This window comes from Brevibacterium rongguiense (assembly GCF_009857845.1).
Lineage (GTDB): Bacteria > Actinomycetota > Actinomycetes > Actinomycetales > Brevibacteriaceae > Brevibacterium > Brevibacterium rongguiense.
Genome location: NZ_WWEQ01000004.1, coordinates 1 through 19,218 on the forward strand (window position 1 = coordinate 1; position 19,218 = coordinate 19,218).

General features: G+C 74.5%; 18 protein-coding genes. 14 read left to right on the forward strand and 4 right to left on the reverse strand.

Features of this window, described 5'->3' with window-relative positions:
- The first annotated feature begins 134 nt into the window (after window positions 1–134).
- Genes GSY69_RS01475 through GSY69_RS01510 form a run of 8 tightly spaced genes read left to right on the forward strand, consistent with a single transcriptional unit; the run spans window position 135 to window position 8,096 of the window.
- Window positions 135–1,403, forward strand: coding sequence for a M20 metallopeptidase family protein (locus GSY69_RS01475; protein WP_160952127.1), 1,269 nt, complete (start codon window positions 135–137; stop codon window positions 1,401–1,403).
- Window positions 1,400–2,884, forward strand: a complete 1,485-nt coding sequence (locus GSY69_RS01480; protein WP_160952128.1) for an NAD(P)H-hydrate epimerase — start codon at window positions 1,400–1,402, stop codon at window positions 2,882–2,884. The genes GSY69_RS01475 and GSY69_RS01480 overlap by 4 nt, the downstream gene beginning before the upstream one ends.
- Complete coding sequence (gene alr, locus GSY69_RS01485; protein WP_160952129.1) at window positions 2,881–4,692, forward strand: alanine racemase; 1,812 nt, start codon at window positions 2,881–2,883, stop codon at window positions 4,690–4,692. Before GSY69_RS01480 ends, alr begins: the two co-directional genes overlap by 4 nt.
- Complete coding sequence (tsaB, locus tag GSY69_RS01490; protein ID WP_160952130.1) at window positions 4,689–5,363, forward strand: tRNA (adenosine(37)-N6)-threonylcarbamoyltransferase complex dimerization subunit type 1 TsaB; 675 nt, start codon at window positions 4,689–4,691, stop codon at window positions 5,361–5,363. The genes alr and tsaB overlap by 4 nt, the downstream gene beginning before the upstream one ends.
- Before the next feature lie 11 nt (window positions 5,364–5,374).
- Entirely contained in the window at window positions 5,375–5,857 is a 483-nt protein-coding gene (locus GSY69_RS01495; RefSeq protein WP_202410726.1) for a GNAT family N-acetyltransferase, read from the forward strand.
- Window positions 5,858–5,879: 22 nt separating this feature from the next.
- Window positions 5,880–6,449, forward strand: a complete 570-nt coding sequence (locus GSY69_RS01500) for an SRPBCC family protein (RefSeq protein ID WP_160952132.1) — start codon at window positions 5,880–5,882, stop codon at window positions 6,447–6,449.
- Window positions 6,446–7,534: a tRNA (adenosine(37)-N6)-threonylcarbamoyltransferase complex transferase subunit TsaD gene (tsaD, locus tag GSY69_RS01505; RefSeq protein WP_160952133.1), complete on the forward strand. Its 1,089-nt coding sequence runs from the start codon at window positions 6,446–6,448 to the stop codon at window positions 7,532–7,534. Before GSY69_RS01500 ends, tsaD begins: the two co-directional genes overlap by 4 nt.
- Window positions 7,521–8,096: an NUDIX domain-containing protein gene (locus tag GSY69_RS01510; RefSeq protein ID WP_160952134.1), complete on the forward strand. Its 576-nt coding sequence runs from the start codon at window positions 7,521–7,523 to the stop codon at window positions 8,094–8,096. The genes tsaD and GSY69_RS01510 overlap by 14 nt, the downstream gene beginning before the upstream one ends.
- Window positions 8,097–8,124: 28 nt before the next feature.
- Here the strand turns inward: GSY69_RS01510 and GSY69_RS01515 are convergent, their stop codons facing one another.
- The 3 genes from GSY69_RS01515 to GSY69_RS01525 form a co-directional block, all read right to left on the reverse strand.
- A complete protein-coding gene (locus tag GSY69_RS01515; RefSeq protein ID WP_160952135.1) occupies window positions 8,125–9,258 on the reverse strand; it encodes a glutamate--cysteine ligase in 1,134 nt (377 codons plus the stop codon).
- 84 nt (window positions 9,259–9,342) lie between these two features.
- Window positions 9,343–10,323 (reverse strand): sulfurtransferase, encoded by a 981-nt coding sequence (locus tag GSY69_RS01520; RefSeq protein ID WP_160952136.1) that lies wholly within the window; start codon window positions 10,321–10,323, stop codon window positions 9,343–9,345.
- Window positions 10,320–11,576 carry a class I SAM-dependent methyltransferase gene (locus tag GSY69_RS01525; RefSeq protein WP_160952137.1) on the reverse strand — a complete coding sequence of 419 codons (1,257 nt, stop codon included), beginning with the start codon at window positions 11,574–11,576 and terminating at the stop codon, window positions 10,320–10,322. Before GSY69_RS01525 ends, GSY69_RS01520 begins: the two co-directional genes overlap by 4 nt.
- 54 nt (window positions 11,577–11,630) lie before the next feature.
- Here GSY69_RS01525 and rsmA point away from each other — a divergent pair, with 54 nt between their 5' ends.
- The 6 genes from rsmA (at window position 11,631) to GSY69_RS01555 (ending at window position 16,414) form a co-directional block, all read left to right on the forward strand.
- Window positions 11,631–12,575: a 16S rRNA (adenine(1518)-N(6)/adenine(1519)-N(6))-dimethyltransferase RsmA gene (rsmA, locus tag GSY69_RS01530; RefSeq protein ID WP_160952138.1), complete on the forward strand. Its 945-nt coding sequence runs from the start codon at window positions 11,631–11,633 to the stop codon at window positions 12,573–12,575.
- On the forward strand, window positions 12,572–13,591 hold the full coding sequence (locus tag GSY69_RS01535; RefSeq protein WP_160952139.1) for a 4-(cytidine 5'-diphospho)-2-C-methyl-D-erythritol kinase: 1,020 nt from the start codon (window positions 12,572–12,574) through the stop codon (window positions 13,589–13,591). The genes rsmA and GSY69_RS01535 overlap by 4 nt, the downstream gene beginning before the upstream one ends.
- On the forward strand, window positions 13,584–14,396 hold the full coding sequence (locus GSY69_RS14360) for a DMT family transporter (RefSeq protein ID WP_328698716.1): 813 nt from the start codon (window positions 13,584–13,586) through the stop codon (window positions 14,394–14,396). The genes GSY69_RS01535 and GSY69_RS14360 overlap by 8 nt, the downstream gene beginning before the upstream one ends.
- Window positions 14,393–15,007, forward strand: a complete 615-nt coding sequence (locus GSY69_RS15320) for a DMT family transporter (protein WP_407924998.1) — start codon at window positions 14,393–14,395, stop codon at window positions 15,005–15,007. The genes GSY69_RS14360 and GSY69_RS15320 overlap by 4 nt, the downstream gene beginning before the upstream one ends.
- Before the next feature lie 251 nt (window positions 15,008–15,258).
- The gene (locus GSY69_RS01550; protein WP_160952140.1) at window positions 15,259–15,927 is read left to right on the forward strand and encodes a DUF2087 domain-containing protein; all 669 of its coding nucleotides are present in this window, start codon (window positions 15,259–15,261) and stop codon (window positions 15,925–15,927) included.
- Entirely contained in the window at window positions 15,920–16,414 is a 495-nt protein-coding gene (locus GSY69_RS01555) for a DUF6176 family protein (protein WP_160952141.1), read from the forward strand. The genes GSY69_RS01550 and GSY69_RS01555 overlap by 8 nt, the downstream gene beginning before the upstream one ends.
- 159 nt (window positions 16,415–16,573) lie before the next feature.
- On the opposite strand, the gene GSY69_RS01560 is transcribed toward GSY69_RS01555, so the two are convergent.
- Window positions 16,574–18,862, reverse strand: coding sequence for an HNH endonuclease (locus tag GSY69_RS01560; protein WP_160952142.1), 2,289 nt, complete (start codon window positions 18,860–18,862; stop codon window positions 16,574–16,576).
- Window positions 18,863–19,218 lie beyond the last annotated feature (356 nt).

A 19,218-nucleotide genomic window follows, 5' to 3' on the forward strand; every position in this document is an offset into this window, starting at 1 on the left:
GGCGGCCGCCGCGCAGCACGACCGTGAGCGAGGACAGCCCCGCGCCCCGGTGCACCTCGACCTCGAGGCCGGACAGCGCCGCCGCCCGCGGGCAGGGGTAGGCCGGCCCGGGCCAGCGACTACGCTTAGTCCCCATGAGCCTTCCCAGCGCCCAGGACGCTGCCGCCCTGCTGCCGCGGCTGCAGACCATCCGCCGCAATATCCACGCCCACCCGGAGGTCGGCCTCGACCTGCCCGGCACGCAGGCGCGCATCGAGGCGGCGCTGTCCGGCCTCGAGGTCGAGGTGCACCGGGGCGCGGGGCTGTCCTCGCTCACGGTCGTGCTGCGCGGCGGCCGCCGGGACCCCGAGCGCCCCGTGGCCGTGCTGCTGCGCGGGGACATGGACGGCCTGCCGGTCACGGAGGCCACCGGCTTCGAGTTCGCCGCGACGAACGGCAACATGCACGCCTGCGGCCACGACCTGCACGTCACGGGCCTCATCGGCGCCGTCCACCTCCTCCATGCGGCGCGCGCGGAGCTGGCCGGCGATGTCGTCTTCATGTTCCAGCCCGGCGAGGAGGGCTTCGACGGAGCCGGGAAGATGCTCGCCGAGGGCGTCCTCGAGGCCGCCGGCAGCCCCGTCATCGCGGCCTACGGCGTCCACGTCTCCGCCGATCAGGCGCTCGGCCACGCGTATTCGCGCCCCGGCCCGCTCATGGCCGCGTTCTCGAAGATGGCCGTCACGGTGCGCGGGCGCGGCGGCCACGCGGCCCGCCCGGCCCAGGCGCTCGACCCCATCCAGGCGGGCGCCGCGGTCGTCGGCCAGCTCCAGGAGTACGTGAGCCGCCGCTTCGAGGCCTTCGACCCCGTCGTCGTCACGGTGGGCGAGTTCCACGCGGGCACCGCCGCCAACGTCATCCCCGATGAGGCCTTCCTCAACGTCGGCATCCGCACCTTCACGCAGGAGACCACGGAGCGCGCGGTGGTGGAGCTGCCCCGCCTGGTCCGCGCGATCGTCACCGGCCACGGCCTGGACGCGGACATCGACTGCGAGACGGTGCTGCCGCCCACGGTCAACGACGGCGCGGAGGCGGAGTTCTACCTCGAGACCTTCGCTGACCTCTACGGCGCGCAGCGCACCCACCGGATGGAGCACCCGCGCACCGGCTCGGAGGACTTCTCCCGCGTCCTCATGGCCGTGCCCGGTGCCTACGGCCACATCGGCGCCGCCTTCGAATCCGAGCCGGAGGCCGCGGCCGCCCACGAGGTCAACCACTCGCCGCGCGCCCGCCACAGCGACGAGGCCCTGGGCGACCAGGCCCGCTTCCTCGCCCACCTGGCTGCCCGCCGGCTCGAGCGCGCGGCGCGCGAGGAAGCGCGCGCTGCGCCCGGGGATGTGCGGCCGGAGGGGGAGCGGGCATGAGACTGGGCTACACCGCCGCGGACGTCCGGGCCGCCGAGGAACCGCTGCTCGCCGCCGGCGCACCGCTCATGGCGCGGGCCGCCGCGGGCCTGGCCGCAGTGTGCCGCCGGGAGCTCGTGGCGGCGCACGGCCGCGTCGCCGGGGCCCGCATCGCCGTGCTCGCCGGGGCGGGCAACAACGGCGGCGACGCGCTCTTCGCCGCGGCGGCGCTGGCCGCGCGGGGGGCAGCGGTCACCGTCATCGAGGCGTTGGGCCGCCCGCACGCAGACGGTCTCGCCGCCGTCCGTGCCGCCGGGGCGCAAGCGGCGGATACCGGCGCCGCGCGCGCGGCGCTCGCCGACGCGGACCTCGTGCTCGACGGGATCCTGGGCACCGGCGCTCGCACCGGCCTCCCGGCCCCGCTGGCGGACCTCCTGCGCGAATGGCAGACCGACACCGGCGCCCGCGGTGTGCTCGGACGCACCCAGCTCACGATCGCCGTCGACGTCCCCACGGGTGTCGACGCCACCACGGGCGAGCGCGGCGAGGTGTGGGTCGAGGCGGACACCACGGTGACGTTCGGTGCGCTCAAGTCCGGCCTGCTGCTGCCGGGGGGCGCCGATGCGGCGGGCCGCGTGGAGCTCGTCGACATCGGCCTCGACATGGGCGACGCCCAGCCGCGCGTCCAGGCCCTCGACGAGGACGACATCGCACCGCTGTTCCCGTTCCCCCGCCGCGGGGACCACAAGTACACCCGCGGCGTGCTGGGCCTCGTGGCCGGCTCGGACGCCTACCCGGGCGCCGCGGCCCTGGCCGGGGTGGCCGCGATCGCCACCGGCGTGGGCATGCTGCGCCTCGTGGGCCCGCGGCGCGTGGCCGATGCGGTCCTCGCCATCACGCCCGAGGCGGTGGCGGGCCGTGGCCGCGTCCAGGCCTGGGCTCTGGGCTCGGGGGCCCCCGCAGAGTACGAGATGCGCGCCTCCCTCGCGGACGCCCGCGAGTCCGGGCTGCCCGTCGCCCTTGACGCCGGCGCGCTCGCGCTCGTCGAGGGGCCCCTCGGCCACCCCGCCGTGCTCACCCCCCACGCCGGCGAGCTCGCCGAACTGCTCGGCCGGCTTGAGCCCGGCGATGCGCCCGACCGCGCCGCCATCGAGGCCGACCCGGTCGCCGCCGCCACCGCCGCCGCCCGGGCGACGGGGGCCGTCGTGCTCCTCAAGGGCCCGCGCACCGTCATCGCCCGGCCCGACGGCTCGCTCGTCGCGCCGGCCCCCGGTCCCGCGGCGCTCGCGACCGCCGGCACCGGCGATGTGCTCCTGGGCGTCCTCGGCGCGCTGCTCGCCACGACCGCCGAGCACGAACCGGTGCCGGACCTCGCCCTGGTGGCGGGCCTGGCCGTGCTCCTCCACAGCGCGGCCGGGCACGCGACCACCCACGCCTCCGGCCTGCCCGCGGCGCTCGAGGCGCGCATCGTCGCCCTGCGCGAGTCGGAGGCGGGCAGGTGAGCGCCCCCTCGGCATCGCCCGACCCCTCGGTGCCGAACCCTCCGTCGGCCCCGAGCATTCCGTCGGCGCTGAGCGCGCGCATCGACGCTGGGGCACTGGCCCACAACATCGCGGCCATCGCGGCGCGCATCGCCCCCTGCCGCCTCATGTGCATCGTCAAGGCCGACGCCTACGGCCACGGGCTGGGCGCCGTCGTGCCCGCCGCACTGGCCGCGGGGATCCGCGAGTTCGGCGTGGCCACCCCCGCCGAGGCGCTGGCCGTGCGCGCGCTGCTCGCCCAGGCCGGCGCCCCGGAGCCGGGCGCCGGCACCCGCATCCTGTGCTGGCTCTACGACGAGACCGCCGACCTCGCGCCGCTCGTGGCCGAGGGCATCGAGGTGGGCCTGCCCAACCCCGGCAGCCTCGCCCGCCTGGAGGCCGCGGCCCGGACCGCCGGACGGCCCGCGCTCGCCCACGTCAAGCTCGACACGGGCCTGGGCCGCAGCGGCCTCACCGCCGCGCAGCTGGACGCGCTGCTGCCCGCGCTGGCCGGCGCACAGGGCGTGCGGATCGTGGGCGCCATGACCCACTTCGCCTGCGCGGATGAGGTGGGCCACCCGGCCAACGCCGAGCAGCTCGCGGCGTTCGGCGCCGGCGTGGAGTCCCTGCGCGGCCTGCTGCGCGCCCACCCCGAGCGGGGCAGCGCCGATGAGCTCCTCGTCCACTGCGCGAACTCGCCCGCCGCGCTGTCGATGGCGCCCGTGCCCGGTGACCTGGCGCGCGTGGGCCTGAGCATCTACGGCCTCAGCCCCTTCGCGGACCGAACGGGTGCCGAGCTGGGCCTGCGCCCTGCCATGGAGCTGCGCTCGAGCGTGCTCACCGTCAAGGACGTGCCCGCCGGCCACGGTGCCTCGTACGGGCTGCTCTACCGCGCCCCCCGCGACACCCGCTTCGCCCTCATCGCCGGCGGCTATGCCGACGGGATCCCGCGCGCGGCCTCGGGCAGTGCGCAGGTCACCATCCGCGGGCGCCGCTTCCCCATCGTGGGGCGCATCGCCATGGACCAGATGATCGCGGACACCGGCCCCGCCGACGCCCCGGACGCCCTGCCGATCGCGCCCGGCGACACAGTCATCGTCATGGGCGACGGCACCACAGGCCCCAGCGCGGAGGAGTGGGGCGCATGGTCGGGGTCGATCAACTACGAGATCGTCACCCGGGTGGGCCCGCGCGCCGACCGGGTGACGGTGGGCCGGCCGCCCGAGGACCCGGCAGCGCCCGCGCCCGCAGCCGTCCAAGCTGCCCCCGCCTCGGCGGAGCTCGCGATCGCCGACCTCGACGCGATGGGCCGCTTCGGCAAGCGCCTGGCCGGGCTCCTGCGCGCCGGTGACGTGCTCATCCTCACCGGTGACCTGGGGGCCGGCAAGACGACGCTCACGCAGTCGATCGCCGCCGGGCTGGGGGTGCGCGGGCGCGTGTCCTCGCCCACGTTCGTCATCGCCCGCGAGCACGCCCCCACCGGGGCCGGCCCCGGCCTCGTCCACGTCGACGCCTACCGGCTGGGGTCTGCCGCCGAGCTCGACGACCTGGGCCTCGAGGACGCGCTCGCGGACTCCGCCGCCGTCATCGAATGGGGCGCGGGGCTGGCCGAGCAGCTCTCCGCCGAGCGCCTCGAGGTCTCCATCAGCGCGGATCCCGCCACCGAGGATCGCACGATCGCCCTCACCCCGCACGGCACATGGGGCGAGCGGCTGCGCGCGGCGGGCCTGGGCGCGGCGGACCGGGACAGCGCGGACCGCGACGGGGACGGGCAGGGGGCCCGGCCGTGATCATCACCGCCCTCGACACCTCCGGCGCCGCGAGCGCCGCCGTCCTCGACGGCGAGGCGGTCCTCGCCGAGCGCACCGACTACGCCGCCCGCCGCCACGCCGAATCGCTGGGGCCGGCCCTGCGCGAGCTCGCCGCGCTCGCCCCCGCCCCGGACGCGGTCGTGGTGGGCGTGGGTCCCGGGCCCTTCACCGGCCTGCGCGCGGGGATCGCCGCGGGCATCGGCTTCGGCCTGGGCGCGGGCGCCCCGGTCTCCGGCGTCGCCAGCCACGCCGCGCTCGCGCTGCGCTGGTATGCCGCCCACCCCGGCGGGCACGAGCTCGTCGTCGCCACCGATGCGCGGCGGCGCGAGGTCTACGCGACCCGGTTCGCGGGCCTCGACGCGGCCGGAGTGCCCATCGCCACCGCCGGGCCCGAGGTGTGGGCCCCGGCCGCACTGGCCGAGCGCCTCGCCGCCGCGCCGGGGGAGGAGCCCATGCGCCTGGGCCGCGGGTTCGCCCTCTACGCCGCCGCCCTGGGCGCGCCGGTCAGCGACGATCCCGCGCTCCTCGAGCCCAGCGCCGCGGACCTGGGCCGCGTGGCCGCGCGCCTGCTGGCCGCCGGCCGCCCCCTGCTCGACCCCGTGCCCCTCTACCTGCGCGAGCCCGACGCCGCGCCGCTGCGCCGGCCGTGACGCACCGGTGCATGCGGTGGTTCGACATCGCACCGGTGGCCGCCGTGGACGCGCGCGCCTTCGGCCCCGATGCGTGGACCGAGGAGTTCTACTGGTCCCAGCTCGCCACCCCCGGCGCCGAATTCCTCGTCGACCGCGCAGACAATGCGGAGCCCAGCCCCAAGGCGGACAGCGGGGGCGGCGGCATCGCCGGATTCGCCGGCCTCTTCGTCTCCGGTCCCCAGGCGGACATCCTCACGATCGGCGTGGAGCCCGCGCTGCAGGGCCGGGGGCTGGGCGGGGCGCTGCTCGACGCGCTGCTCGCGCGCGCCGGGGAGCTCGGCTGCAGCGCCGTCCACCTGGAGGTCCGCGCGGACAACGCGGCGGCGCTCGCCCTCTACGCGGCGCGCGGCTTCGAGCCCGTGGGCACCCGGCCCGGCTACTACCGCGGCGCCGATGCCGTCCTCATGCGCGCCCTGCTGCCCGCCCGGTCCCGGGGAGCGGAGGCCCGCTGAGGCCCGTTGGTACGCTGAGGCCATGCCGTACGCCGATTCCGCCCCCGTCAATGCGACCGTCACCGGCTGGGAGCACGGCACCGACCTCGTCATCGACACCCGGGTGGACACCGACCCGCAGCGCATCTGGTCCTACGTCGCCGATCCGCAGCGCTGCGCGCGCTGGTTCGCCCCCTGGCGCCGGGCCGATGAGGACACGGTCGAGCTCGAGCTCGACGACGAGGTGCTGGTCGCCCACATCCTCGCCTGCGAGCCGGACTCCCACGTCCTCTTCGACACCGCCCGCCTGGGCCGCCTGGGCCTCACGCTCACCCCGGTTGCCGACCCGCAGCCCGGCGGGCCGGCCGAGACGCGGATCGCGCTGGCCCACACGTTCCCCTCCGTCCACGATGCCGCGGACGCGATCGCGCAGGTGGGCCCCGTGTGGGAGACGCACCTGCGCATGCTCTGCGACGCCCTCGGCCAGCCCCGCGCGGACATCTCCGAGGGCGAGCTCTACGCCCGCTACGCCCGGCTGGCCGCCGACGGCCTGCCCGAGGACGAGGCGGAGACCGGCCCGGACGAGGGCTGGCAGCAGGAGGCGTTCCTATGAGCCCGGGCGGGGCCGCGGCCGGCCCGCTCGTGCTCGGCATCGAGTCCTCCTGCGATGAGACCGGCGTGGGGATCGTGCGCGGCACGCAGCTGCTCGCCAACACCGTGGCGACGTCGATGGACGAGCACGTGCGCTACGGCGGCGTGGTCCCCGAGGTCGCCAGCCGCGCCCACGTGCAGGCGATCGGCCCGGCGATCCGCGAGGCGCTCGCGACCGCCGGGGTGGGCCTGGACGACCTCGATGCGATCGCCGTCACCGCGGGACCCGGCCTGTCCGGGGCCCTGCTCGTGGGCGTGAGCGCCGCGAAGGGCCTCGCCGCCGCGACCGGGAAGCAGCTCTACGGGCTCAACCACCTGGCGGCCCACGTCGCGGTCGACCTCGTGGCCCCGGACGCTCCGGGCCTCGAGCTGCCCACGATCGCCCTGCTGGTCTCCGGCGGGCACACGGAGATCCTGCGCATCGACGACATCGTCGACGGGATCGAGCTGCTGGGCTCGACGATCGACGACGCCGCCGGCGAGGCGTTCGACAAGACCGCCCGCCTGCTCGGCCTCGACTACCCCGGCGGTCCGAACATCTCGAAGGCCGCCGCGGGCGCCTTCGACCCCGAGGGCCGGCCCGGGGACCCCCACGCCGTGTCGTTTCCCCGCGGGCTCATGACCGGCAAGGACCTGCGCCGGCCGGAGCGGCGCTACGCATTCTCCTTCTCCGGGCTCAAGACCGCGGCGCTGCGGTTCACGACGGCCGACGGCGGGCGCACCCGGCAGGCCGATGTGGCCGCGAGCTTCGAGCAGGCCGTCGTGGACGTGCTCGTCGCCAAGACGATGCTCGCCGTCGAGGACACCGGCATCGACCGGGTGCTCCTGGGCGGCGGCGTGGCCGCGAACGCGCGGCTGCGCGAGACACTGGGCCAGGCCTGCGCCGCCGCCGGGGTGGCGCTGCGGGTCCCGCCGCTTTCCCTGTGCACGGACAACGGCGCCATGATCGCCGCGCTGGGGGCGGAGGTCGTGCGCCGCGGCCTGCCGCCCTCGGACCCCGGCTTCGGCGTGACCTCCTCCCTGGAAGCGAGTGATGTGCGTGTCTGATGACCCCGCACCCGATGGCCCCGCACCCGATGACCGCGCTCACGGCGCCCACCGAGCCGGCGCCGGCCGGCCGGCCCGCCCCTCGGCGGAGGAGCTGAAGAAGCGCCGCCGCCCGGGCGACGGCTGGATCGAGACCCCCCAGGGGAAGTTCTGGGGCCTGTACGGCGCGGCCGGGCTGCTGCTCCACGACCCCGAGCGCGGCGTGCTGCTCCAGCACCGCGTCGAGTGGTCGGCCCACGGCGGCACGTGGGGCATCCCCGGCGGTGCGAAGGACCCGGACGAGACGGCCGAGCAGGGCGCCCTGCGCGAATCCCGCGAGGAGGCCGGCGTGCCCGCAGCGGAGGCGGACATCGACATCCTCGACACCCACGTCGTCGACAAGGACGGGTGGAGCTACACGACGGTCATCGCGCGCACGCGCGGCCGACTCGAGGAGTCCATCAGCGACGCCGAGAGCCTCGAGCTCGCCTGGGTGCCGCTCGACCGGGTCGAGGACTACGAGCTCCACCCCGGCTTCGCCGCCGCGTGGCCCGCGCTGCGCGCCGTGCTCGAGCGCGGCTGAGCCGCACGGCGGGCCCGGCCGAGGGCGCTCAGCCGCCCAGCGGGCGGCCTGCGGAGAACTCGTCGACGAGCAGCCGCGCGACCTCGGTGAGCGACTCGGTCTGCGCGAACCGCGCGCGCTGGCGCTGGTAGCTCGCGCCGATCGAGGCGAAGTCGTCCATCGCCGCGAGCTCGGCCTCGCAGCCCAGGCGCTGCGCGACGGGGGCCAGGCGGGCCACCTCGTCGGCGATGACCTCGGTGACGAGGCGCTCCTCGGCGGCGGCGTTCTCGATGATGATCGCGTCCATGCCGTAGCGCGCGGCGCGCCACTTGTTCTCCACGTGGAACCAGTTGGGCATCGTCGGCAGCGTCTCGCCGTGGTCCAGGCGCTCGGAGAGGTCGTCGACGACGCACTGGACGAACGCGGTGACCGCGGCGACCTCGGCGGAGGTGGGCAGGCCATCGCACACCCGCACCTCGATCGTGCCCCAGCCGGGGGAGGGGCGGATGTCCCAGCGGATCTCGTTGATCTCGTCGATGACGCCCGTGTGGCGCATATCGGAGACGTACTTCTCATACTCCGACCAGTTGGAGAACTGGAACGGCAGGCCGGCCGTGGGCAGCTGCTGGAACATCATGGCCCGGTTCGACGCGTAGTGGGTGTCCGTGGCCGACCAGAAGGGCGAGGAGGCGCTGACCGCCTGCAGGTGCGGGACGTAGCGCAGCAGGGAGTTGAGGATGGGCAGCACCTTCTCCCGCGAGTCGATGCCCACGTGCGTGTGGACGCCGAAGATGAGCATGTGCCGGCCCCACCACTGCGTGCGGTTGATGAGCTCCGCGTAGCGCTCCTTGTCCGTGACCTCCTGGTTCTGCCACTTGGCGAACGGGTGCGTGCCGGCGCTCATGGCGCGCAGGCCCTGGGCGCCGAGGACGCCGGACAGCTCCGCGATCGTCTCGTCGAGGTCGCCCACGGCGTCCGCGACGCGGGTGTGGACCCCGGAGACCACCTCGACGGTGTTCGTCAGCATCTCGCCCACGACGGCGCTCTTGGCCCGCGGGCTCTCGGCGAGCCGGTCGAGCACCTCGCCCGCGCGGGGCACGAGGTCGAGGGTCTGGGCGTCGACGAGGGCGAGCTCCCATTCGACGCCGAGCGTCGAACGGGGTGACTGAGCGAAGGTGACCATTGCTCCATCCTACGTGCGCGCCAGGTTGCCCTGCCGCGACCGCCCAGGTGGCGGGCGCAGTGGAGACGGGCGCGCTGGCCTGGGCTACTGCGGGCCGGTTGCCGCGGGGCGGTCCGGGTCGGCGCTCCAGCCGGACCAGCTGGCGGGGTAGAGCGCGGCGGTCTCACCGAGCACCGCAAGCGCCAGCGCGTTGTGACACGCCGTGACACCGGAGCCGCAGTAGACGCCCACCCGCGGCGCGGTGGCCTGGGGGGCAGCTGGGCCAGCCTGATCCGCTGGGCCAGCCTGATCCGCTGGGCCTGCGGGTTCCGCGGGGGCTGCGGGCACGGCGCCGAGGCGCGCGAAGTCCGCGCGCAGCCGCTCCGGGGGCAGCAGGGCGTGGGTGTCCTCGGCGGTGTTGTCCGTGGCCGGGCGGTTGAGCGCGCCGGGGATGTGCCCGGCGCGCGCATCGAGCGGCTCGGTCTCCCCGCGGTAGCGCTCGCCGGCCCGGGCGTCGAGGAGGACGCCGGTGCGCGCCAGCTCGGCGGCCGCATCGGCGGTGAGGGTGGGCAGCGCACCCGGGCGGATGGTGAACGAGCCCGGCCGACGGGCTGGGGTCTCGCTCCGGTCTGTGGCCCCCGGGGCGGCGGAGGCGGCCGTCTCCAGCGGGTGGCCGCCTGCTCGCCAGGCGCGCAGTCCGCCGTCGAGCACCCGCACATGGGACAGCCCCGCCCAGCGCAGCAGCCACCAGGCCCGGGCGGCACCGAGTGCGCGGTTGTCGTCGTAGACGACGACGGCGGAGTCGTCGTCGATGCCCCAGCGGCGCATGGCGGCCTCGAGGTCGGCCGGATCGGGCAGCGGGTGGCGCCCGCGCGTGGGATCAGCATGGTCGGGGGAGGCGAGGTCGTCGTCCATGCTCACGTAGGCCGCGCCCGGGATGTGGCCCGCCGCCCAGTCCGCGCGCCCGTCGGGCTGGGCGAGGCTCCAGCGCACGTCGAGCACGATGGGCGGGGCGGGGGATTCGAGCAGCGCGGCGAGCTCCGCCGGCGCGAGGAGTGGGGAGGACGTGTGAGGCGCTGCGGTCATGTGCTCTCTCCTGAGTCTCGTGGGGGCGCCGGCTCAGCGCCGGGGGCGTCGGCAAGTTCCTCGGCGAGCAGCACGACGTGGTCCTCGCCGATGCGGGTGAAGACGAGGGTGGCGGGGCGGCCGGCGGGCAGCTTGAGGCGGCGGCGGACCTGCGCGGGGTCGATGTCCGCCCCGCGCTTCTTGATGACGACGCGCCCGATGCCCCGTTCCACGAGCGCGCGGCGCAGGGGCTTGAGCCCGGCCGGCAGCACCTCGGCGATGCGCCACTGGCGCACGAGCCTGGCCGCGACCCCGCTGGCGGGCCGGTCGCCGGTGAGGTAGGCGATGGGCGCGGAGATGCGGTGGGCGCCCAGTGGGGCGCACAGGGCGGTGATGAGGCCCGCGCGCACGATCGCACCGTCGGGTTCGAAGAGGTACTCGCCCACGGTGCCGATGCCCTCCTCGTCGCCTGCGGGCAGGTCGGACTCGTGGACCTCGGCGGCCCCGCCCGAGCCCATGACGAGCGCGCTGCGCCCGGGCCGGCGCAGGGCGGCGCCGGCGTAGAGCGCGACCTCGACGACGTCGCCGTCGTGGGAGACCCACTGGGCCTCCCAGCCCTCCGGGATGAGCGCGTGGTCGAGTGCGGGGCCCAGCTTGATGCCCACCGCGTCGACCTCCCGGGCGGCCGAGAAGGCCCAGGTCAGGGGCGGGGAGAACGCCTCGGGGTCGGACAGTCGGCGAGCGGCGCCGGAGGCCGTGGTGCCGGCGCGGCGCGCGGGGTCCAGCCACAGGGCGCCGGCCCGGGCGAGGTCGAAGTCCTCCGCGCGGCCGTGCTCCACCGTCGCGGTGTCGAAGCTGCGCAGGTTGAACGCGGCGATGCCGGCGGTCACCTCGTCGGCGTCGAGCGCGATGAGGTTCGCGCCCAGGCCGGCGAACGCCATGGCGTCGGCGCCGATCCCGCAGCCCAGGTCCGCGATCGTGCCCGCGTCCGCGGCGAGCATGCGCCCGGCGTGGTGGGCGGCGACCGGCAGGCGGGTGGCCTGGGCCAGCCCATCGCGGGTGAAGAGCATGTCCGCGGCGAACGGGCCGAACTTCGCCTCGGCTTCCCGGCGCAGGCGGGCCTGGGTGAGCAGCGCCGCGGCGACGTCGGGCTCCACGCCGTCGGCGCGCAGGCGCGCGGCGGTGGCGAGCTCGGCGCCGGGCGCGGCATCGACGGTCTCGAGGAGGCCGTAGACGGCGGGGTCGAAGAGCTTCGACAGGGTCACAGCGTCCATGGGGGCAAGCCTAGCGGGGCGTGTCGGGCCCCGGCGTCGTCTAGTGTGGGGAGCGTGACGACCCTGCTGACCGCCCGCTCCGTGCGCGCACTCGCCGCCGAGCTGGACCTGCGCCCCACGAAGCAGCGGGGGCAGAACTTCGTCATCGATCCCAACACCGTGCGCATGATCGTCGCCGAGGCGCAGCTGCCGCCCGGTGCTCCCGTCGCCGAGGTGGGGCCGGGGCTGGGCTCGCTCACGCTGGGCCTGCTCGAGGCCGGCCACCCGGTCGTGGCCGTCGAGATCGACCCGCTGCTCGCCGGGCGCCTGCCGCGCACCATCGCCGAACTGCACGGGGGCTCGGAGCAGGCGGGAGCCGTATTCGAGTTGGTCAATGCCGATGCTATGCGCGTGGACGCGCTGCCGCTGAGCCCGCGCGCGCTCGTGGCGAACCTGCCCTACAACGTCGCGGTGCCCGTCCTGCTGCACTTCCTCGCCGCGTTCCCCGGCATCGAAACCGTCCTCGTCATGGTGCAGGCCGAGGTGGCCGACCGGCTGGCAGCCCAGCCCGGCTCCCGCACCTACGGGGTGCCCAGTGTCAAGGCGCAGTGGTACGGCACCGTGGCGCGCGGCTCGGACATCGGCAGGAACGTCTTCTGGCCCGCGCCCAATGTGGGGTCGGGCCTCGTGCGGATCCGGCGGCGGGCAGTCCCCCTGGAGGAGACCGCGGGGGTGGGTCGCGCCGAGGTCTTCGCGGTCGTCGACGCCGCGTTCGCCCAGCGCCGCAAGACGCTGCGCGCCGCGCTCGCCGGCTGGGCCGGGGGCGCGGAGGCCGCCGGCCGCGTGCTCGAGGCCGCCGGCATCGACCCGCGGGCCCGGGGCGAGGTCATCGACATCGACGGCTACTGCGCGATCGCGCGGGCCGCCCGCAGCCTGGGCGTGGGCCCGGGCGAGCCCGGCGCGCGGGGCCGGCGCGCCTCGGCGGCGGATGCCCAGGTCAGCGGGGAGGCGGCGCGATGACGGAGTCCAACGTGGAGCCGCTGCCGCTGGCGCCGCGGACCGTGCGGGCGCGGGCCTACGGCAAGCTCAACCTGCTGCTGGGTGTAGGCGAGGCGATGGACGATGGCTACCACTCGCTCGTCTCCGTGTTCCAGACGGTGGGCGCGGCCGAGGACGTCACGCTCACCCAGGTGCCCGCCGACGACGCCGAGCACATCAGCGCCTGCACCTCCGTCTCCGTGACCGGGCGCTTCGCCCCCACCGCCGCCGAGGTGGATGCCGGGGCCGCGATCCCCGTGCCGCTGGACGGAGCGAACCTCGCCGTGCGGGCCGTCGAGCGGCTGGCGCAGGAGACCGGGCTGTGGGTGCCGGTCGAGGTGGCCATCGATAAGAGCGTGCCCGTGGCCGGCGGGATGGGCGGCGGGTCCGCGGACGCGGCCGCGGCCCTGGTCGCCTATGCCGAGCTCATCGGCGCCGACGAGCCGGAGCTGCTCCACCGGATCGCCGTGGAGCTGGGCGCGGACGTGCCGTTCCTGCTGCGCGGCGGGACGGCGCTGGGCACGGGGCGCGGGGACGTGCTCAGCCCCGTCATGAACAGCGGGCGGTTCCACTGGGTGCTCGCGACCTCCACCGCGTCGCTGTCGACCCCGCTCGTCTACGCGCGGCTCGACGAGATGCGCGCGGCGGGGCAGGCAGGGCCCGGCACGCTCGATCCCGCGCCCGTGCTCGAGGCCGTTGCCTCGGGGGACCCGGAGCGGCTGGCCCGTGCCGTGCACAACGACCTGGCGCCCGCGGCGCTCGACCTGCTGCCGGACATCCGCGGGGTCATCGACACCGGGCTGCAGGCAGGAGCGCTGGCCGCGCTCATCTCCGGGTCCGGGCCCACCGTGGGCTTCCTCGTGGCCGACTCCACGCACGCCCTCGACCTGGCCGTCATGCTCGAGGCCAGCCGCTATGTCCGCCACGTCATCCGCGTGACCTCGCCGGCCGCAGGCGCGCACGTCATCGAGGGCGGCGGGGCGCCCGCGGGTGCCTGAGGCCGGGCGCACGGGGCGCACGGGGCGTGCCTGGCTGTGCGTGGCCGGCGCGATCGTCGCCGAGGTCACCGCCACCCTCTCGCTCAAGGCCGCGCTCGACGCGCCGGGGCTCTACGCCGTCGTGGTGGTGGGCTATCTGTGCGCCTTCGGGGGCCTGTCGCTGTGCCTGCGGTGGGGGCTGCCGCTCGGCACCGCGTATGGGACGTGGAGCGCGTGCGGGGTGACGCTCACCGCGTTCGCCTCGGCCCTCATCTTCGCCGAGCCCATCACCCCCGTCATGTGGGTGGGCATCGGCTGCGTGGCAGTGGGCGTGTTCGTCGTGCAGGCCGGAGAGCACCGGGCCGGGCGGAGCGGGCGCGGGAGTGGCCGAGGTTCTCGCGGGGGTGGACGGGGTTCGGACCGGGGCGTGCAGGGCGAGCATTCGAATGTGCGCCGGGCCGCTCGAAGTGGGCACCAGGCCAGTCCGAGGGAGCACCGGGACGGGCAGTCGGCGGCGGGCGGCGCTGGCGGAGCCGGCGGAGCTGAGGGGAGCAGCCGGAGTGGTGGCGGTACCGCGGGCGGGAGCAGCCTGACCGGTCCGAGCGGCGCGACCGGCTCGGTCAGCGGGGCGGCTGCTGGCGCGACCGGCGCGGTCTGCGGGGCCGGTGTGACGGCCGGGGGCAACGCGGCCGATGAGGTCGATGCAGCCGGTGCGGCCGATGTAGCTGATACAACCAGCGACGCCGATGCGGCCGATGCGGCCGGCGCGGCCGGCGCGGCCAGCGCCGAGGAGTGCGCGGAGCTGCGTGGGGAGGAGCGGTCATGAGCTGGCTCTATATTGCGCTCGCCGTGCTGTGCGAGGTGGCGGGCACGCTGTCGCTCAAGGCAGCCTCGCTGCGCTCCGATGCCGGCGCCGGTGGCAGCCCGGGGGCTGCTGGCGGGGCAGGGGGCCCTCGGGGTGCAGGGGGTGTTGGCGATGCAGGAGGCGCCGGTGATACCCGACATCCTGGTGGCGCTCGGGATGCTGACGGAGCCCGTGATGCTGGCGGTGTTACGCCCCGCGCTGTGGTGGCGGCCGAGATCCAGGATGTCGCCGAGGTGTTCGATGATGACGCGGGGGATCCCACGGCCGGGGTGAATGGCGCCTCGGGGGCACACCGTGGAGCTGCGGTACCGGGCGCACGCCGGCGCCCTGGCCGGTGGCTGTGGTGGGCGATCGTGGCGGTCGGCTACGTGGCCGCGTTCTCGCTGCTCTCCGCTGCACTGGCGGCGGGCATGCCGCTGTCCGTGGCCTACGGGGTGTGGGCGGCCGCCGGGGTTGCGCTGACCGCGATGCTCAGCGCCGTGTTCTTCAAGGAGTCGCTCACGTGGCTCATGGGCCTGGGCCTGGCCCTCGTCATGGGCGGGGTGCTGCTCATCGAGGCGGGCGGGCACTGAACCGGCCCGCAGGTGCGCGGGAAGCCGAGGCCCCGCAGGTTGTGCGGATCTGGGGTCCGGGTCGTGGTTCCTGTAGTGTGAAGTCCGGCGCGGCTCAGCGCCCAGCTCGGTCCTCCGCACCCCAGCGCGGAGTGGCATCGGGCGAAGGGGAGCGAATCCTCGGGTCTTGTCATCGTGCACCGCACTCGCCATGACGCAGACAGCCGGATCCGCCGCTGGGGTGGAAATCGCGGATCCGCGTTGGAGCAGCCATGACCCATCACGCCGGTTTCAAGGCCCGCATCCGCGCTCGGATGCGCGCCACGGGTGAGAACTTCACCCAGGCCCGCAGCGCGCTGCAGGCCGAACGCGACGAGCAGCTCGCACTTGGGCAGGCCTTTCGGGACAAGACGCTGCGCAGCTTCGCCGTCGGCGACCTGCGCCTGGATGGAACCCTTCGATCCATTCCAGCCAGGCGGCGGCAGCGCGTGGTGATCCTCCTCGAGCTGCTCCACCGATTCGAGAGCGATCGGCGCTATTCGGAGACCGAGGTCAATGCGCTCCTGCGCTCCGCTCACGGCGACGTCGCCTATTTGCGCCGCGAACTCATCGAATACGGTTTCATGCGCCGAGCGGAGAGCATCTACTGGTTGAGCGCGGAGCGCCCCAGGCGATGGGGCAGCGAGTCACAGGAGACCGCCGCCCTCGAAGACGAGTGGTTTGCCGGGGCTGAGGCGAGGAGCGCCCGGTCCTGTGCGCTGGAGGATGGTGAGGACAGCACCGGTGGTCCGCCGCAGCCGCTTGCCGGTGCACAGGATGACGATGCGCAGAGCAACAGTGCGCGGGATGACCATGCGCCGGGGCCGAGAACGCGACCATCGAAACCAGTGCGGTTCCCACCGGGCCCCGATCTGGTTGAGCGGGGTCATCATCATGCGTGAGACCATCCCGTTCCACCCCGCGAGCGGTCCGGATGCTGGGCCCGAAATGCCGCCGTCGGTGCCGACCGGCACGGTGATGGAACTCTGGCGCGCCCCGCTGCTCGAAGCAGCGGAGGCACGGTTCGACGACTGGATGGCGATGCTGCACGCGCGCTACGACGAGTGCCTCGAATCACTCACCGACGAGCACATGGCCTTCGAGGCGACATTCATCAGCACCGAGGCGGATGGGTCGCGCTGGATGTATCACCTACAGGTGCGCGGTGCCGGCAGTCGTGTCCTCGATCTCACGAAGGGCATCGACGCCGCCCACGAGGCTTGGGCGCGCAGCACCAAACATCGCGGTTGGGAGGTGCTCGAACCACGGTTGTTCCTCTGCCCGCCGCAGGTGAGGGATGCGCTGTGCGCAGCTGCAGGCGCGGACCTGCTTCCGACCGGTGCGCTTCCCGACTCCTCACACAGAGGGCAGCCGCCCAGCGGGGAGTGACTCTTCTCAGGGCGATGATCCTCACGGGCGGGGCGGCCGGCATCGGCTGCGTGGTCCCCCTCGCAGGGTGGCTGGGCGCTTCGAGGGAGAGACTTCCCGGTCATCCGAGTGATGGGTCAGCGACGATCGCGGGCGTCCGCTCGAGCGCGAGCGTTCGCTCTAGAAGGGCGGTGGATCGGAGCGCGCGTCCGCGGTGGGGGACGCAGTCCCGGCAGAGTGCGCCTGCCCGTCGGTGGAGTCGATGAGGGTCTGCAGCTGCTCGGCGTGAGCGGAGTTGATGGGGTTGCCGGGCACCGCGGTCCTTGCGGTGAGTTCGCCGTTGAGCTGCCAGGTGAGCATGCCCTCCGAAGTCCGCACCGGGGTGAGGATGCCCGCGGTCTTCATCTGGTGGTGGCGCTTGCACAGGGGATGGAGGTTGCTGAAGTCGGTTCGCCCACCGGCGGCAGGATCGGCATGGTCGAACGGGGTGCGATGGTCGAGTTCGCAGGCATCGGCTCGACGGGTGCAGCCCGGTGCGGTGCAGTGCTGCCACTTCGCTTCCACGACCGCGCGCAGGGCTGCCGGGATCGTGTAGGAGCGGGCATGGGCGTCGAGAACGCGGCCGTCCGCGGGATCGGTGAGGATGCGGCGCAGGGTGGACTGTCCAGCAGCGATGCGGCGGGCGGCGTCGGCGGGAACGGGTGAGCCATCGGCCAGTTCGCCGGGCAGGTCGGAGTCGCCGGTGTAGGTCAGCAGCGGCAGGGTGAGTGCGACGGTGGCCTGGCGGCGAAGCCATTCCGCGTTCGTGGGGCACGTCAGAGTGATGACCACGGTCTGACCGGAGGCGGAGGCCTCGACGGGGGCTCGTGCAGGATGGGCCACCGCACACCTGGCCGGTGGGGATCCGGTGATTGAGTCTGGGCCGCCGCCCGATGCCGGTGCGGGCACACCTCGCCCCTGCGCCTTCGGTGTTCGTCTGTTTTCGGACGTCGCAGAGTTGCACGTTGCAGAGCTGTGGGGATGCGCGAAGCACGCAGTCGGCGGCGACGACGAGGAGGTGGCGCCCTGCCCGGGACCCCTGGCGGCGACAGGCACTCCTTCGGAGCTTCGGCCTGCGCTCGCCCCCACACCTCCGTCAGCGGTGAGATCATCCCGCGTGGGGATGACTGCCTGGACGGTGACCTGCGGGGCGTACGAGGCGAGCATGTCGAAGCACAGCTGACCGATGGTGCGCTCATCGACCACCTGAGTGCCTGCGGGCGCCTGCTGGCCGAAGGCGCCCAGTTCACTGCGGCGCACCGCGCGAGCAACCGCCCGCACGCGCTCGTGCAGCGCCGCCACCTCGGCAACGGGGCCGATGAGGCACAGGGTGGCGCTGCCGTCGCGGTTCGCCCAGTATTCGATCCGCCGCTGGGAATGCACCTGTTCGGCGGCCTCGGCGGGACCGCTCAGGGTCGCGATGAGGCGCGCCGCGTGGCGGCGGAAGTCGGCCAGGCGCATGGCGGGGCTCAGCGCCGCGAGGTGGGCGTCCACGTGGGTGAGTTGGGCAAGGGAGAGGTCACCGCCGAGGTGGGCCGCGGTTTCGAGTTTGCGGGTGTCGATGATGCCCCGGCGGGCCTGGTCGGTCAGCTCGGGCAGTCCGAGGATGGCGGTGAGCGCATCGGCGATGAGACCGGTTGCTCGGGTTTCGGTGATGTCGAGGCAGTGGGCAATCGTCATGCCCAGCCGCTGCTGAGTGCCGTCGTACACGTGCGAGGGAACGGCGTGCGGAACGTGGGCGTTCAGCAGTGCGCGGATGCGGGCGACGGGGATGAGCTCGCAGTCATAGGGCACCTGGTCGGCCCAGGGGATGGGATCTGGCAGCGCCTCATCGGTGGGTGCGGTCTGTCCTCGCGGTTCTGCGGTGGGGAGATTGAAGAGCGCTTCGTCGGCGGCAGGGAGGTCGTCGGTGGCGAGCGTGCCCGCCGTGCAGGTGCAGGCCTCGAGGCTGTACTGACTGTCGACGGTGGCAGTGGCTTCTGCCGCGGTAGCGGAGTCCATGCCGTCGAACGACGCCGGCTGGGCGACTGCTCTGCGTGGGGCTTGAGCGCCGTTGGGAGCTTGAGCACTGTGCAGAGCCTGGGTGCCGTGCGGTGCTTGAGCACGGAACTGGTCGGGCATGGAAGACGAGACGCCGGGGTCGGGTGGCACACAGTCGCCGCAGGCGTCGCAGCGTGCCTGGTCATCGGCGTCGAGATCGGAATCAGTGCGCAGCAGCATGCCCGAGCTGATGCCGAGGCGGTCGAGGTCCCCGTGGGCGAGGGCGGCGTCGAGGGCGGTCATCCCGGCGCCGAGCAGCTGCCGCAGCCGCTGTCGGCTCGCGAGGGCGGTGGCCTCGTGGATGCCGGCGAATACGGCCGCATCGTAACGGTGCGGGCGCGGCTCCCGGAGGGCACTGGATCCGGGAATGCGTCGTGCCGGTGGTGCCATGGGGCTCACCTCCCTTCGCCTCTCCGGTGCCGAGCCGGGTACCGCGAATTCTGTTCGCTCGGCAGCGGTGCCTCGTACCGTGTTGCGGTTCGCCTTTGCTGATTCCAGGGTAGGGGGAGGTACTGACACGAGAACTCCAAAAAGGACTCGGAGCACTCGATATGGAAAAACTGTTCGAAAATAGTTCGTCGCCAAGCGCGGGTGGTCGGCCCACGGCACCGTCAGACCTCACCCACCGGCACCGCCCACTCCGGCAGGAGGCCGGCCCGCTGGGAACCCGGCCCTTTACCGCATTTGCCCTGCGAGGAAGCCCGGCCTGTCACCACCGACCACCCGACTGCACCGCCGCACCCTGG